The sequence below is a fragment of the Paraburkholderia azotifigens genome (genome assembly GCF_007995085.1).
Lineage (GTDB): Bacteria > Pseudomonadota > Gammaproteobacteria > Burkholderiales > Burkholderiaceae > Paraburkholderia > Paraburkholderia azotifigens.
The window spans coordinates 2017881-2032502 of record NZ_VOQS01000003.1 but is presented as its reverse complement, the minus strand read 5'-3'; the positions used below and the strand labels follow the sequence as shown (position 1 = coordinate 2032502).

Below are 14622 nucleotides of genomic sequence, written 5' to 3'. Positions count from 1 at the left end.
TCTCCTTTGCCTTTCGTCGTTTGGTGTCGCCCCTTCATGGCATGTCGGCGGAAATCCAGGGCCCCGATGTCCGCTGAAACCGTTGATGCCGCGCTAGCGCCTCTGGTTCGGCTGCGCGAAACCGAAGATCGCGCGCACCCGCTCGCCGCCCGCAAACGCGAGCGACGCCAGCAGCAGGAAACCCCACGCGCAATCGCCGAAAAACTGCGAAACGCCGAGCAGATTGAAGAAGCTCGACAGAAACTGCAGCACCGTCGCGGCGAAAAACACGCAGACGATGCGGCCATAACCGCCCGCCGGATTCACGCCGCCCATCACGGCAATCAGAATCGCGATGAGCAGATACGAATTGCCGTAGTCCCACTTCGCGCTCGACGTATGCGTGACGCTAATGAGCCCCGCGAGCGACGCGAGGATGCCGCACATCGCGTACGTGAGGATCAGCATGCGCGCGCGCGGGATGCCCGTGTAAAACGCCGCCTTCGGATTCGTGCCCATCAGATAAAGCCGCAAGCCGAACGGACTGCGCCGCAGCAGCCAGCCGAGCACGACCACGGCCGCGATGAAGATCACGAATGCAATGGGCACCTGGAACCACGTGCCATTGCCGATATCCGAGAGCGGCTCGACATAATCGACATGCACCGATGCGCCGTTGCTCAGCACGACCGCGCAGCCCGTGAACAGCAACTGCGTGCCGAGCGTGCAGAGAATCGGCGTCAGACGCAGACGCGCGATCACGACGCCGTTAATCAAGCCGCCAATCGCGCCCATGCAGACGACGATCGCACAGAACACGCTCGTATAGAGCATCGGCGAATCGTCGCCACTGATGAACTTCGGCACGATCAGCGCGGCGACCATGCCCGACAGGTTCGCGAGCCCGACGCCCGACAGATCGATACCGCCGTTGCCCGACACCATCGACAACATGATGCCGAGCGCCAGCAGCCCGAGTTCGGGCAACTGGCCGCCCATCGACTGAAGGTTGTCGATCGAAACGAACTGGCCGTGTGAAATCCACGTCGCGAGAAGCACGACGAGCACGTTGACGGCCAGCAGAAAATTCAGTTGCCGGTCGTGAAAGACACGGGCGAAAAGCGAGGACTTCATGTCGGAACGAACTCCTTCATGCTGCGCGCCGCATCGTGCGGCGCACGCGCTCAATGCGTTGAAAGCGGATGACCGGCCCGCGACAGCACTTCGTTGACTTCCGCGAGCATCGGCATCGACGGCGCCGTGCCGGGCCGCGTCACCGAAATGCCCGCCAGCGCGCATCCGAAGCGCATCGCTTCGACGGCATCCGCGCCGCGCGCGAGCGCCGCCGCGAAACCTCCCGTGAAGCCATCGCCTGCACCCGCCGTTTCAACCACACGTCCGCACTGGAACGCGGGCACGAACACCGATTGCCCGGCCGAGTGCAGCAATGCGCCCGCTTCGCCGAGCGTGACGATCACGTTGCGCACGCCTTTTTTGAGCAGCACGTCGGCGGCACGGCGCGCATCGTCGACGTTGCGGACTTCGATGCCCGTCAGCGCAGCCGTCTCTGTTTCGTTCGGCGTGATGTAGTCGCACAGCGGAAAGATGCTGTCGTCGAGCGGCAAGGCGGGCGCGGGATTGAACACCGTCGTCACGCCATGCTTGCGCGCGACTTCGAGTCCGCGCCGCGCAGCCGAAACGGGTTGCTCGAGCTGTGTGACGAACACGCGCGCCGAGGCGATATCGGCTTCGATCGCATCGACGTCGCCCGCGTTCATCATGCCCGCCGCGCCCGATGCGACGATAATCGCGTTCTTGCCCGTGATGTCGTCGACGAAAATATGAGCCGCGCCCGTCGATGCGCCGTCGATCACCGACGCCCGCGCCGTGATGCCTTCGGCGTCCCACGTGGAGCGTGCAATCGCGCCGAAGGCGTCGTTGCCGATGCGCGTGACGAACACCACATCCGCGCCCGCACGCGCCGCCGCGACGGCCTGATTCGAGCCCTTGCCGCCCGGCCCCATCTTGAACGCGTTGCCCGCGACCGTTTCGCCCATCAGCGGCATGCGGTCCGCGCGGAACGTGAGGTCGGTCACATAGATGCCGAGAATGACGACGCGGCCTTCTTTCTGTTGCATGGCCATCGTGCTCATCCCTTCGAAGCCGGAGCGTCCGGCGCGAGCAGCACGCCCTTCTTGAACACGAAGCAGCCGTAGCCGCGCTGTTCGCCCGTCGCGATCACGCAGTACGCCTTCCTGGCGCGCGCATAGAACGCAAAGCGCTCGACGCCGACGAACGGCACTTCGCGCCCTTCGGCCTTGTTCACTTCATCCTGCGCTTCGCGCTGCACGGCGGGAATGGTGTTCGGCTCGCCGACCACTTCCATGCGCAGCGCGGGGTCGTCGACGAACGTATCGAGCGGCAACACCGACAGCACCGCGCGAATCGCGCGCGGCGCATCGACCCCATCGAGCCGCAGCAGCTTGCCCGTGACGGACTCCCGCGCGACCGAATCGCCCGGAAAGTTCGCGTCGCAAATCACCAGTTCGTCGCCGTGGCCCATCGCGCGCAGCGCGTGCAGCACATCGGCGTTCAACAGCGGGTCCAGATTCTTCAGCACGTTGTCTCCTCCGTTATTCGGTTGGCGCGCTTATGGTTCGTTCGGAACCTGTCGGATCCTGTCAGGCGATCAGAACACGATCAGTCGCCATACGGTATCCAGATGTTCTTGACTTGTGTTGCATGGCGCAGAAACGCCGGGCCTTCGCTCGCTGTGTCGAACCAGTCGAATGCGTGGCCGTGATCGACGAACGTGCGCTTCAGGTTGCCGACCGACTCACGTTCGGCCAGCGCCGAATCTTTCGCGGAGCCGAAGCACCACAGCGCATCCACATCGTCGTGCTTCGCGAGCGCGGAGAGCAGCGCGCCGCGTTCGCCCGTCACGATGTTGAGCACGCCAGCAGGCACATCCGACGTCTCGACAACCTGATAGAAGTCGGTCACTGTAAGCGGACTCGACGAACTCGGCAACACAACGACGCGATTGCCCATCGCGAGCGCGGGCGCAACCAGCGACACGAACGACAGCAGCGGCGCTTCGTCCGGACACGCCACGCCGATCACGCCGAGCGGCTCGTTCATCGCGAGCGCGACGCCACGCAGCGGCGGCGCATGCACCGCGCCGTCGAACTTGTCGGCCCATGCAGCATACGTGAAGAGCCGCGTCACCGACGCATCCACTTCGCGACGCGCTTCGGCTTCGCTGACACCCGTACGTTTGACCAGTTGCTGCGCGAATTCCTGCGCGCGCACGGCAAGATTTTCCGCCAGGTAGTAGATCACCTGCGCGCGGTTGTGCGCGGTGGCCTGCGACCACTTCTGCGCGCCGCGCGCCGCTGCCACGGCATTGCGGATGTCCTTGCGGTTGCCGTCGCCCACTTCGCCGACCATCTCACCATCGGCGCCGTACACGGGCAGCGTATAGCCGCTGTCGGGCCGCGCCTGCTTGCCGCCGATGAAGAGCTTCGCGGTGCGGTCGATTGCGAACACGTCGGCGCCCGGCTGCGCTTCATGCATTGCCGACGACGACGTGACGCGATGCACGGGGCGACGCTCGTCACGCGCAAGCCACGCTTTCGGCTTCACATATTCGTAGAGCCCTTCGCGGCCGCCTTCACGGCCATAACCCGACTCGCGATAGCCGCCGAAGCCGACGGCGGCATCGAACAGATTCGTCGCGTTGACCCACACGACGCCGCACGCGAGGCGCGGCGCGATATCGAGCGCGCGGCCGATGGTCTCGCTCCAGATGCTCGCCGCGAGGCCGTAGCGCGTGTTGTTGGCGAGCGCGACAGCTTCGTCGGGCGTGCGGAAAGTCATCGTCACGATGACGGGGCCGAAGATTTCTTCCTGCGCCAACGTCGATGCAGGCGCGACACCCGTGACGAGCGTCGGCGGATAGAAGCAGCCGTCTGCCGGTACGTTCGCTTCCGTCGACTGATAGATCTCGCAGCCTTCGCGGCGGCCCGCTTCGACGAGCGTCGCGATCCGCTCCAGCTGCACCTTGTCGACGATCGCGCCGATGTCGATGCTCTTGTCGAGCGACGGACCGACCCGCAAAGTCGCCATGCGGCGCTTGAGCTTGTCGATGAAACGCGCGGCCACGCCTTCCTGCACGAGCAGACGCGAGCCCGCGCAGCACACTTGTCCCTGATTGAACCAGATTGCGTCGACGACACCTTCCACTGCGCCGTCGAGATCCGCATCGTCGAACACGATGAATGGCGACTTGCCGCCCAGTTCCAGCGTCAGCGACTTGCCCGTGCCCGCCGTTGCCGCGCGAATCAGGCGTCCCACTTCCGTCGACCCCGTGAACGCGATCTTGTCGACGCCGGGATGCTCGACGAGCGCGGCGCCCGTGCGTCCGTCGCCCGTCACCACGTTCAGCACGCCCTTCGGCAAGCCCGCGCGCTGCGCGAGTTCGGCGAACAGCAACGCCGTCAGCGGCGTGTATTCGGCGGGCTTCAGCACCACGCAGTTGCCCGTCGCGATAGCGGGCGCGATCTTCCATGCGAGCATCAGCAGCGGGAAATTCCACGGCACGATCTGGCCGATCACGCCGAGCGGCGCGAAGTCCCTGAACTCGCTGTCCTGCAGTTGCGCCCAGCCTGCGTGATGCAGAAAGTGCCTTGAAACAAGGGGGATATCGATGTCGCGCGTCTCGCGGATCGGCTTTCCGTTGTCGAGTGCTTCGAGCACGGCGAACAGACGGCTGTGACGCTGCACCATCCGCGACAGCGCATACAGATGCCGCGCGCGGCCCGCGCCGCCCAGCGCGAACCACGCGGGCTGGGCCGCGCGGGCGGCGGCGACAGCGGCGTCGATATCCGCTGCATCGCCCTGCGCGACCTGCGCGAGAAATTCGCCCGTCGCCGGTTCATGCGACGCGAAGCGTTCGCCCGCTGCGGGCGCGCGCCATTCACCGTCGACGAAATGACCGAACGTCGCGTCATGCTGCGCGAGCCACGCGCGCGCGGGTTGATCGTCCTCCGGTGCGGGACCGTACTCCATCGATGAAAAATACTCGGCTACGCTCATGGGATCGGTCTGCTCAGGCAACGGGGTGACGGTTGAAGGCGGAATAGCGGCCAGTCGCGTGATGCTCGAGCTGGCGTTCGATATCGGCGAGAAGACTGGACGCGCCGAAGCGGAACAATTCGGGTTCGAGCCAGGCACGGCCCAGTTCTTCTTTCATCAGGATCTGGTACGCCAGCGCTGTCTTTGCATTCGACACGCCGCCTGCCGGCTTGAAGCCGATCAGGATGCCCGTGCGCGCGTGGTACTCGCGAATCATGCGGGCCATCACGAGCGACACGTCGAGCGTCGCGTTGACGCCTTCCTTGCCCGTCGACGTCTTGATGAAATCGGCGCCCGCCATCATGCAGATCATCGACGCACGCGCGACGTTCGACAGCGTCTGGATATCGCCCGTCGCGAGAATCGCTTTCAGATGCGCTTCGCCGCATGCGGCGCGGAACTCGCGCACTTCGTCGTACAGCGCCTGCCAGTTGCCCGTGAGCACATGCTCGCGCGTGACGACGATGTCGATTTCCTGTGCGCCGTCGGCCACTGACGCTTCAATCTCTTTCAGCTTCAGCGGATGCGGAATGAGACCGGCGGGAAAGCCCGTCGACACGGCGGCAACGGGAATGCCGCTGCCGCGCAGCGCATCGACGGCAGCCGCGACGTAGCGGTGATAGACGCACACGGCGCCCGTCGTGATGCTGTGCGAGGGCACGTCGAGCGCGGCGAGGATATCGGCACGCACCGGCTGCCGCGCCTTCGCGCACAGACGCCGCACGCGGCCTTCCGTGTCGTCGCCGTTGAGCGTGGTCAGATCGATGCAGGTGACGGCCTTCAGCAGCCATGCGGCCTGCGCGTCCTTCTTGACGGTGCGGCGCGTGCCGAGCGTCGACGTGCGCCGCTCGACAGCCGACTGGTTGACGCGCAGCCCATCGAGCCACGCGAGATCGAAAGGCACGCCGGGATTGCGTACAGGATGAAGATGGGCCGCGCGCCGCAGCGCGACCACCGACGAAGACTGCGTAGGAGCTTCAGGCATGAGACGTCCACAGGTTTGTGCAATGCACAGCAACAGCTGATGGTTTATTCGCATGCATCGTACATCGCTTGAGAGGATTCTAACAAGCGTCGTTATGATTGTTTCCAGCGCATCGAGCCTTCAGCGACGCCCCGAATTCGGAGCAAGGTCTTGACTGGCTTGGCTTTGAGGTGGATGGACAGCCGGCATTGGTGTTTTCACCAGGGTGTCACATGGGGCTTGGGGGGTCGGTGTTGTTGTGCGGCTCATCCGCGAGCATGTGCCCGCCGACGGTGGAGCGCGTGCATGTCTATCCGAAGACATTGGCGCGGCAGGCGCGAACCCGAATTTGCATCGCGCGCCGAAGACCTTCGATGTCAACGGCTCGCGCTGCTCGCGGCATGTCGGGTATGAAGCGACGTCCGGCGTTTTGACGCCGGGCCAAAACGCATTCATTTAAGGCCGCCGCACGCACTTTTCAAGGGCCCGATTTTTGCGGAAATCGCACTTGAAAAGCTTGCGCAGGCTTCCTATCTATCGAGTTATCAGGGGCGGCTGCTGCATCGACATGGCGGCGCTGCATATATCCACTTCGTATGTCGCGGCACGACAGGCACGCCGGCGCACTCAAGCCGGCACGCCTCGCCGCTCAGAGGAGAGAGCGATCATGAGTGACTTCTATTTCGGCACCGATCTGTTCAACGAACTCGACCGTTTGCAGCGGCACGTGTCCGGCGTATTCGGCGGCGGCTTTCCTGCCAGCATCCGTTCGAGCCGTGCCGGCGCGTTTCCGCGGCTGAACATCGCGACGACCGAGGACGCCATCGAGATCGTCGCATTCGCGCCCGGCATCGACCTGTCGAAGCTCGATCTGTCGATCGACAAGGGGCTGCTCACCATCGCGGGCGAGCGCCCGGCGGCACGGCCGGCGGAAGAAGGCACGCGCGCCTATGCACAGGAACGCTTCAACGGCACGTTCCGCCGCGTCGTCGAATTGCCGCAACAGGCCGATCCCGACAACGTGCAGGCGCGCTATACCGACGGCCTGCTGGTGATCAGGGTAGGCAGGCGCGAAGCGTCGAAGCCGCGCGCGATCACGGTTCAATAATTTCGAGGTGAAATCATGAGCGACAACACTCAAGTGACCCAACGCGACGAGAGCGCAGTGAGCACTGCAGAAAATGGCAACGCAGCGCGCGAACAGGAACGGCGCGTGGCCGTGACGCCGCCCGTCGATATCGTCGAAGACAGCAAGGCCGTCACGCTATGGGCGGATCTGCCAGGCGTGTCGAAAGACAGGCTCGACATTCGCGTGCACGACGGCAGTCTGACGATCGAAGGCGAGTCCGCTGTGCCTGCAGCGTCGAATGTGCGGCTTTCGCATGCGGAAGTGCGCGCGCTCTTCTTCGCGCGGCGCTTCACGATCAGCGACGACTTCGATACGTCGAAGATCGAAGCGAACCTCAAGGACGGCGTGCTGAAGCTCGTCATTCCGCGCCGCGAACAGGCGCAGCCGCGACGAATCGAAGTCAACGCAGGCTAAGCGTTCTGCCGATGTGAAAACGGAGCACCCGCGTGCTCCGTTTTTTGTCTGCCGTTATATCGCGCTACGTACGCATATCCAGCGCGGATCGCAGCTGTTGAATGACGTCGCTCCAGTCGTTGCGCTTCGCCTGACGGAACAGGCGCATGTGCGAATACCACGGACTGTCTGCGCGCTTCAGTTGCCAGCGCCAGTCGGGCGTGAAAGGCAACGCGATCCATACCGGCTTGCCGAGCGCGCCTGCAAGATGCGCGACAGCGGTATCGACGGTGATCACGAAATCGAGTTGCGCGACGAGCGCGGCTGTCTCTGCAAACGACGTCAAACGCGCCGATACATCACGCAACACGCCACGCGCAACGAGTTCATCGACGCCCGCACGATCGCCTTCACGCACATCCTTCACGAGCGACACGAATTGCGCGTGCGCATCGAACAGCGGCATGCATTGCGCGAGCGGAATCGAGCGATTGTGATCGTTCAGGTGCGTGCGGCTGCCGGACCAGACGATGCCCACGCGAGGCCGCGCATCGCCCGTTGCGAATACATCGGCGAATTGAGCGGCCAGACTGGAATCCGCGTGAACGTATGGGCTTTCCATGCGCAGATCGGCCTCGCCGACTTTCAGCGCGAACGCAAGACTGAGCATCGGAATGTGATAGTCGAACGGGGGCAGCGATGCCGTTTCGCCGACGACATCAACCGTGCCGGAATAGCCGCGCAACAGCGGCAACAGCGCGTCCTGCACGCGCACGATCACGCGTGCGCCCATCGCGTTCAGACGGCCAACAAAACGGATGAACTGCAACGTGTCGCCGAAACCCTGCTCGGCATGCACCAGCAACGTCTTGCCGTCGAGCGCCTGCTTGCCCGTCCACAGCGTCGCGTCAGGCAAGCCGTGACTCATCGTGCCGTCGAGCCAGCGCCATTCGTACTCGCGCCAGCCATGTTCGAACTCGCCTAGCAGCAGATTGGTCTGTGCGCGGTTGGTGCGAGCACCGGCATCGTTCGTATCGATCGATACGGCTTTTTTGAACTGCTGCAACGCTTCGTCGAAGCGATGCAGATCGCGCAACGCAACACCGAGATTCACATACGCCCGCACGAAGTTCGGCTTGATCGCGATCGCCTGGCGATAGGCCGCGAGTTCTTCGTCGTAGCGCTCCATCTGGCCGAGCAGCGTGCCGCGGTTGTACTGCACTTCGGCCGATTGCGGATAGCGTTGCGCGAGCCGTGCGAGACGCTGTAGCGCACGCGCGTGCTCGCCTGTTGCGACAAGCGACATCGCGGCGCCATGCAGCGATTCGGCGTGGTCGGGAAACGCGGCGAGAACCCGCTCGAATAGCGCAAGCGCGTCGGCATGACGCCGTGCAAGCTGACAGATGTGCGCGGCGAAATGAAGCTGCTGCGGATTCGTCGAAGCGGGCTGCGCCGCGCGCAGCGCGTAGTCGGCCGCGCGCGCATAGTCGCCCTGCTTTGCGGCGACGTAGCCGAGCGCTTCGAGTGCTTCTTTGTGGTCGGGATCGACGGACAGAATGCCGTTCAGCAGCGCCGCCGCTTCGTCGTATTGACCGGCTGTGAACTTCTGCTGCGCGTCGGCAAGGCTTTGGGCGATATCGTGATTCATGATGCAGCGGTTCGGCGCAACGCCGCGTCGCGCCCGAGGACGGAGGGGTCAATTGTACGCGACGCCCCGCGCTTCACCGCTGCTTCGTGCCTGCGTTACCCGCAGGCCGCTGCCGTCAAGTCATCAAACCGACACGCGGATCTTGTTGTTCTTCTGCATTTCCTCAAGCTGCTTTTGCGCTTCGACCTCTTTCCTGATCATCTCGCGCACTTTCTGCATGACCTTTTCGCGCTCTTCGGGCGACATGTTCTTCAGGTCTTCTTCCGTGACGCCGAGCTTCGCCAGAATCATCTTCTGCAGACGCTCGCCCGCCGAGCCCTTCGTGTAATCCGTCAACTGATCGAGCAGTTCCTTGAAGCCCGGCTTGTTGTCCGCCTGCGTGCCCGCCTGCGTGCCCGATGCGCCGGACGTGGCGCTGTTCGTGCTGCCTGTGCCCATCGTGCCGATGTTGTTCGTCGTTTGCATGGTCTTGCGTTCCCCGGAGTCTTGTTGATATTCGAATCGACCTTCGCGTACCGCTTTGCGCAGCACTTTAGTCAGGACGAACGCGCGCGTCAACGGTTCTCCCGTGACACATTCCGACATCAACGCCCACCGTATCCAGCCGATCAGCGCGAGCAGCATGAGCCCCGCGCCGCCGAGCACCGGCTCGCGCCAGGCGACCAGCGCGACGAACGTGAACGCGCGTGCGCTTGCGAGCAGCGCAAAGCCGGCGACGGCACCCGATGCCGTATCGATTGCGCCTTGCGCGCGTTCACAAGCAGCGGCGTTCAAGGTGACGGCGGGCTCATGCATGATTCCTCTCCGGTCTCGGTATGTGGGATAGCCAGCGATCAGGCGACGCCCGGCGCTTCGTCGAGAAAGCCCGTCACGGACTGCAGCCGGCCGTGTGTATCGACGACACCGAAGTCCGAACCCTTCACGATCGGCATGCCCGACGGCGTCAGCAGTTCCCACGAAAAGCGCAGGCGGTTCGCGAAGCCATCCACTTCCGTCGTGCGGCGAAACGTGTGCTGCGGAAAGCGCTCATGGACGGCGCGGATCATCGCGTCGATGCCGTCGTGTCCGTTGCCGGACAGCAGCGGATCGACATAGGCGGCGTCGCCGGCCCAGCTCGCCGAAATCAGTTCACGGCGGCGGCCGGCGTCGGTTTCGTTCCAGGCGTCGAAGTAACGGTCGATCAGTGCGGTATGCGCGTTCATCAGTGACTCCTTCAGTCGGTGAATGGTCGAGACATCCGCCGCGTGCTTCACGATGGCGGCGGCCTCGGACTGAAGATTGGTCGATGAGCGTGCGTGCGTCGATTACCCGGGAGGTAATGATCCGGCAGCACCCGCGCCTTCGAAGCGCGCAGGTGCCGGAGAGAACGACATGCGGTATCGCAGCAAAAAGATGGCCTTCAGGCCTTCGCGACGCTGACCTGATCGGCGAGCCGGCGGCCTTCGTCATAGCCCGCTTCGCGCGCTTCTTCTTCGCTGCGGAACGTCGCGACGAGTTCCTGGAAGCGGCGGCTCTGTCCTTCGATGTGCGCGTCCGCGCCATGCCGGCACACATAGCCGATGTAGTGCCACAAGGTTTGCGGCACGGGCGGCCCGTAGGCCGTGACGGGAAGCACCCAGACTTCCTGGCCGTTGTGCTCGATCTTGTCCCACATGTTCGCCTCCGGAGCGGTCGTAAGGGTCTTCAGTATGAGCGCGTTTGACGGCCTTCGCGATACTCCGTCCGCACGCTGTGCGGCCGGACTTTACCTCGCAGGTAATGGCATCGCGGCGCGGTTTGGCTATCATCGTCGGCATGAACACGCTCACTGCCACCTCGTCCGCGCCCGCAGGCGCTCCCTCGTTGAGCCGCACCGTCGGCGACATGCTGCGCGAATGGCGGCAGCGGCGCCGGATGAGCCAGCTGCTGCTCGCCTCCGAAGCCGATATCTCCACGCGCCATCTGAGCTTCGTCGAATCGGGCCGCGCGCTGCCGAGCCGCGAAATGGTCATGCATCTCGCCGAACGCCTCGAGGTGCCGCTGCGGGCGCGCAATGCGCTGCTCGTCGCGGCGGGCTATGCGCCGCTGTATCGCGAGCGTCAGCTGGGCGATCCGCAACTCGGCGCGGCGCGCGAGGCGATCGATCTCGTGCTCAAAGGCCATGAGCCGTATCCCGCTGTCGCCGTCGACCGGCACTGGACGATCGTCGCCGCGAACAACGCGCTCGCGCCGCTGCTGACGTCCGCGAAGCCCGCGCTGCTGGAGGCGCCCGTCAATGCGCTGCGGCTGTCGATGCATCCGGACGGCATCGCGTCGCAGATCGCCAACTGGCACGCGTGGCGCGCGCATTTGCTGTCGCGCCTGCAGCGTCAGGTCGAGGTGAGCGCCGACGCGACGCTTGCCGCGCTCTACGACGAACTCGCCGCCTACCCGACGCCGCCGGACGCCGAGCCCGCTGACGACAGCCATGCGTCGCCGCTCGAACAGATCGCCGTGCCGCTGCGCCTGCGCACCGAACTCGGCGTGCTGTCGTTCTTCAGCACGACCACCGTGTTCGGCACGCCCGTCGACGTCACGCTGTCCGAACTGGCGATCGAAGCCTTCTTCCCCGCCGATCCGCAAACGGCCGACGCGCTGCGCCGGTTCGCGGACACGCGCGCGGCGGGCGCTGCGGCAAGTGTCTGAGGTCGCACATGGCAAACGGCATCTCGATCCGCCCGCTCGGCCCCGCCGATCGCGACGCGTTCTTCGCGCTGCGTCTTCGCGGCCTGAAAACGCATCCCGCCGCGTTCGGGCAAAGCTATGACGAAGCCATCGAACGCGGCCCGTCGCAACACGATTCGATACTGAGCGGCACGCACGCCGCCGTCGGCAGCTTCCTGCTGGGCGCTTTTTCGACGCCGGACAGCACGCTCGTCGGCACGGTCGGACTGCTGCGCGAAACGCGGCACAAGGAACGGCACAAGGGCCATGTGATCGGCATGTACGTCGCGGACGAAGCGGCGGGACGCGGCGTCGGCCGCGCGCTGCTGACGGAACTGCTCGCGCGCGCCGCGCAGGCCGACGGCTTGCGGCAGGTCGGGCTGCTCGTGACGAGCGCGAACGGCTCAGCCCGCGCGCTGTACGAATCGCTCGGTTTTCGCGTGTACGGAACGGAGCCCGATGCACTGTGCATCGGCGGCGTTTTTCACGACGCCGATCTGATGGTGCGCTTCATGTGAAGGCACGCCCGCTCGCTGGCGGCGAATGAGAGAGCAAGACGCGGAGTGTGCGAGCGCGACGGGCTGCGTAGACTGGGTGGCATCGAAAACGCAAGAACCTCGACGGAGCCGCTCATGCAGGATTTCGCATTCGACACCCAAACCACGCTATTCGACGGCGGCGAAGCGCCGCGCAAGAACCGGCGCGAGCCGCTGCCCGCAATCGCCACGCCGCAATCCGTCGAACAGCGCGTCGGAGCCATCGACTGGCCGCGCGCCGCCGGCGAACTCGATGCACACGGCTGCGCAATGCTGGAAGGCCTGCTGAACACCGACGAATGCGACGCGCTCAGCGCACTCTGTCCGCGCGACGACCTGTACCGCAGCCGCGTCGTGATGGCGCGGCACGGCTTCGGACGCGGCGAGTACAAGTACTTCGACTATCCGCTGCCCGACATGATCGGCGCATTGCGGACGGCCGTCTATCCGCATCTCGTGCCCGTGGCGAACGCGTGGAACGAAGCGATGCGCATCGACGTGCGCTTCCCGCCGAGCCACGCCGCCTTCCTGCGCCGCTGCCATCAGGCAGGGCAACTGCGCCCGACGCCGCTGATCCTTCAGTACGCGACGGGCGACTACAACTGCCTGCATCAGGATCTGTACGGCGAACACGTCTTTCCCATCCAGCTCGCGATCCTGCTGTCAGAGCCCGGCAGGGACTTCACAGGCGGCGAGTTCGTACTCACGGAACAGCGTCCGCGCATGCAATCGCGCGCGGAAGTCGTGCCGCTGCGCAAGGGCGATGCCGTGCTGTTCGCCGTGCATCACCGGCCCGTGCAGGGCACGCGCGGCGCCTACCGCGTCAACATGCGGCACGGCGTGAGCCGGCTGCGCTCGGGGCATCGGCATACGATCGGCGTGATCTTTCACGACGCGCGATAGGTCTTACAACTGTGCGGCGTCCGTGTCGATTTCGCGTTTTTATTCGCTTGAATGTGTATCCGGACTAATTTACATCTGCAATATCAGATACCGATTCGTCAAATACTGGACCTTCAAACGTACCCGCTCATCGCTCGCCCGTCTCCGTCGCGAATACGGTCATAACGTCATGCTCGTCACAACGATCCCAGTACGGCGGCGATCCGATCGCATCGACCAGAAAAGCCGACACTTCGCGGACCTTTTGCGAGCGCAACCTGTTCTCGGGCGACAGAATCTGGATCCACCGGTCGTCGGGCGAAGCGGACCTGTCCCAGTCTGTCAGCACACTCGACAGTTTGCCTTCCTTGAAGCTCTCCTGATTGAACATCCAGCTTGGCAGCAGCACGATTCCGCGTCCCGCCATGGCAGCCGCAACAAGTACCTCGGCATTATTGCTTCGCAGTGGTCCGCTCACATCGACTGGTTCAAAGCTTTCTTTGGATGACGGCCGGAAGTACCAGCGCTGAGCGCCCTGCTGTCCCTTGTACAACAGGCAAGCGTGCTTGCGAAGTTCGTCCGGAGTTTGCGGCGTGCCGTGCAGCGCCAGGTATTCCGGGCTAGCAACGAGCCGATATCGCTGCACACTGAGCACCTTGCCTATCAAGCCCGAATCGACGAGCGGGCCGACCCGGATCGCGATATCGGCGCCTTCCTGCACGGGATCGATGAGCGCGTCAGTCAGAGTGAGTTCGATCGACAGCTCGGGGTATCGGGCCTGGAGCTGGTTGATGAGTTGCGCAATATGGAGCCTTCCCAGTGCTTCCGGTGCATTGATTCTGACGAGTCCGCGAATACTCGCGTCGCGATGCGCCAGTTGCTCTGCCGCGCCATCAAGAAGATCAATGGCCTCGCGCACCTGTGAATAGTAGCGCTGGCCCTGTTCCGTGAGCCTCACGGCACGTGTGCTCCGATAAAACAGTTGCTGTCCCAGTTCCTTTTCCAGAGACGCAATGAATCGGGACACTGATGACGCCGGGACCTCGAAGTGCCGCGCAGTAGCGAGGAAACTGCCCGTCGTCGAAACCATCAGGAAATAGCGAAGAGCTTGAAGATTCATGGCTGCGTTCTGGCTGCGGGGCGGGTCGTTCCCAAGAGGCGTAACGAACGAATCCAAAAATGCTGATTCAGCATTAAAGATTTGCCGCGTTGAGCAATTGTTGCAGACAACTCACCTCGTTACCATGGGCCCCGCTGATTTCTTTGGAGCGAA

At 64.1% G+C, this 14622-nt stretch carries 15 protein-coding genes and 1 pseudogene; 5 read left to right on the top strand and 11 right to left on the bottom strand.

The annotated features are described in order from the left end of the window. Nucleotides 1–93: 93 nt before the first annotated feature. From FRZ40_RS26275 to deoC, 5 genes are all read right to left on the bottom strand, one after another. Entirely contained in the window at nucleotides 94–1113 is a 1020-nt protein-coding gene (locus FRZ40_RS26275) for an ABC transporter permease (RefSeq protein ID WP_028368965.1), read from the bottom strand. Nucleotides 1114–1163: 50 nt separating this feature from the next. After that, on the bottom strand, nucleotides 1164–2123 hold the full coding sequence (gene rbsK / locus FRZ40_RS26270) for a ribokinase (protein WP_028368966.1): 960 nt from the start codon (nucleotides 2121–2123) through the stop codon (nucleotides 1164–1166). Between the two features lie 5 nt (nucleotides 2124–2128). Beyond that, nucleotides 2129–2599, bottom strand: a complete 471-nt coding sequence (locus FRZ40_RS26265) for an RbsD/FucU family protein (protein WP_147236076.1) — start codon at nucleotides 2597–2599, stop codon at nucleotides 2129–2131. Between the two features lie 80 nt (nucleotides 2600–2679). Further along, entirely contained in the window at nucleotides 2680–5076 is a 2397-nt protein-coding gene (locus FRZ40_RS26260) for an aldehyde dehydrogenase family protein (RefSeq protein WP_147236075.1), read from the bottom strand. A 13-nt stretch (nucleotides 5077–5089) separates the two neighbouring features. Next, on the bottom strand, nucleotides 5090–6100 hold the full coding sequence (gene deoC, locus FRZ40_RS26255; RefSeq protein WP_028368969.1) for a deoxyribose-phosphate aldolase: 1011 nt from the start codon (nucleotides 6098–6100) through the stop codon (nucleotides 5090–5092). A 646-nt stretch (nucleotides 6101–6746) separates the two neighbouring features. Here deoC and FRZ40_RS26250 point away from each other — a divergent pair. Next, the gene (locus tag FRZ40_RS26250; RefSeq protein ID WP_028368971.1) at nucleotides 6747–7187 is read left to right on the top strand and encodes an Hsp20/alpha crystallin family protein; all 441 of its coding nucleotides are present in this window, start codon (nucleotides 6747–6749) and stop codon (nucleotides 7185–7187) included. 15 nt (nucleotides 7188–7202) lie between these two features. Further along, nucleotides 7203–7622 (top strand): Hsp20/alpha crystallin family protein, encoded by a 420-nt coding sequence (locus tag FRZ40_RS26245; protein WP_147236074.1) that lies wholly within the window; start codon nucleotides 7203–7205, stop codon nucleotides 7620–7622. Between the two features lie 64 nt (nucleotides 7623–7686). Here FRZ40_RS26245 and FRZ40_RS26240 read toward each other — a convergent pair whose 3' ends face one another. The 5 genes and pseudogenes from FRZ40_RS26240 to FRZ40_RS26220 form a co-directional block, all read right to left on the bottom strand. Next, nucleotides 7687–9249, bottom strand: coding sequence for a tetratricopeptide repeat protein (locus FRZ40_RS26240; protein ID WP_147236073.1), 1563 nt, complete (start codon nucleotides 9247–9249; stop codon nucleotides 7687–7689). A 123-nt stretch (nucleotides 9250–9372) separates the two neighbouring features. Continuing rightward, nucleotides 9373–9714, bottom strand: a complete 342-nt coding sequence (locus FRZ40_RS26235; protein ID WP_051446516.1) for a hypothetical protein — start codon at nucleotides 9712–9714, stop codon at nucleotides 9373–9375. An 89-nt stretch (nucleotides 9715–9803) separates the two neighbouring features. Next, nucleotides 9804–10044: pseudogene (locus FRZ40_RS26230) on the bottom strand (hypothetical protein). Between the two features lie 38 nt (nucleotides 10045–10082). Beyond that, a complete protein-coding gene (locus FRZ40_RS26225; RefSeq protein ID WP_028368975.1) occupies nucleotides 10083–10451 on the bottom strand; it encodes a nuclear transport factor 2 family protein in 369 nt (122 codons plus the stop codon). 197 nt (nucleotides 10452–10648) lie between these two features. Beyond that, entirely contained in the window at nucleotides 10649–10903 is a 255-nt protein-coding gene (locus FRZ40_RS26220) for a hypothetical protein (protein ID WP_028368976.1), read from the bottom strand. 140 nt (nucleotides 10904–11043) lie between these two features. Here FRZ40_RS26220 and FRZ40_RS26215 point away from each other — a divergent pair, with 140 nt between their 5' ends. The 3 genes from FRZ40_RS26215 to FRZ40_RS26205 all read left to right on the top strand — a co-directional run bounded on the left by FRZ40_RS26215 (nucleotide 11044) and on the right by FRZ40_RS26205 (nucleotide 13370). Then, nucleotides 11044–11913, top strand: a complete 870-nt coding sequence (locus tag FRZ40_RS26215; protein WP_477634384.1) for a helix-turn-helix domain-containing protein — start codon at nucleotides 11044–11046, stop codon at nucleotides 11911–11913. Nucleotides 11914–11921: 8 nt separating this feature from the next. Continuing rightward, complete coding sequence (locus FRZ40_RS26210) at nucleotides 11922–12449, top strand: GNAT family N-acetyltransferase (protein ID WP_147236071.1); 528 nt, start codon at nucleotides 11922–11924, stop codon at nucleotides 12447–12449. A gap of 192 nt (nucleotides 12450–12641) precedes the next feature. Further along, nucleotides 12642–13370, top strand: a complete 729-nt coding sequence (locus tag FRZ40_RS26205) for a 2OG-Fe(II) oxygenase (RefSeq protein ID WP_240057362.1) — start codon at nucleotides 12642–12644, stop codon at nucleotides 13368–13370. A gap of 127 nt (nucleotides 13371–13497) precedes the next feature. On the opposite strand, the gene FRZ40_RS26200 is transcribed toward FRZ40_RS26205, so the two are convergent. Further along, a complete protein-coding gene (locus FRZ40_RS26200) occupies nucleotides 13498–14469 on the bottom strand; it encodes a LysR family transcriptional regulator (RefSeq protein WP_147236069.1) in 972 nt (323 codons plus the stop codon). Nucleotides 14470–14622 lie beyond the last annotated feature (153 nt).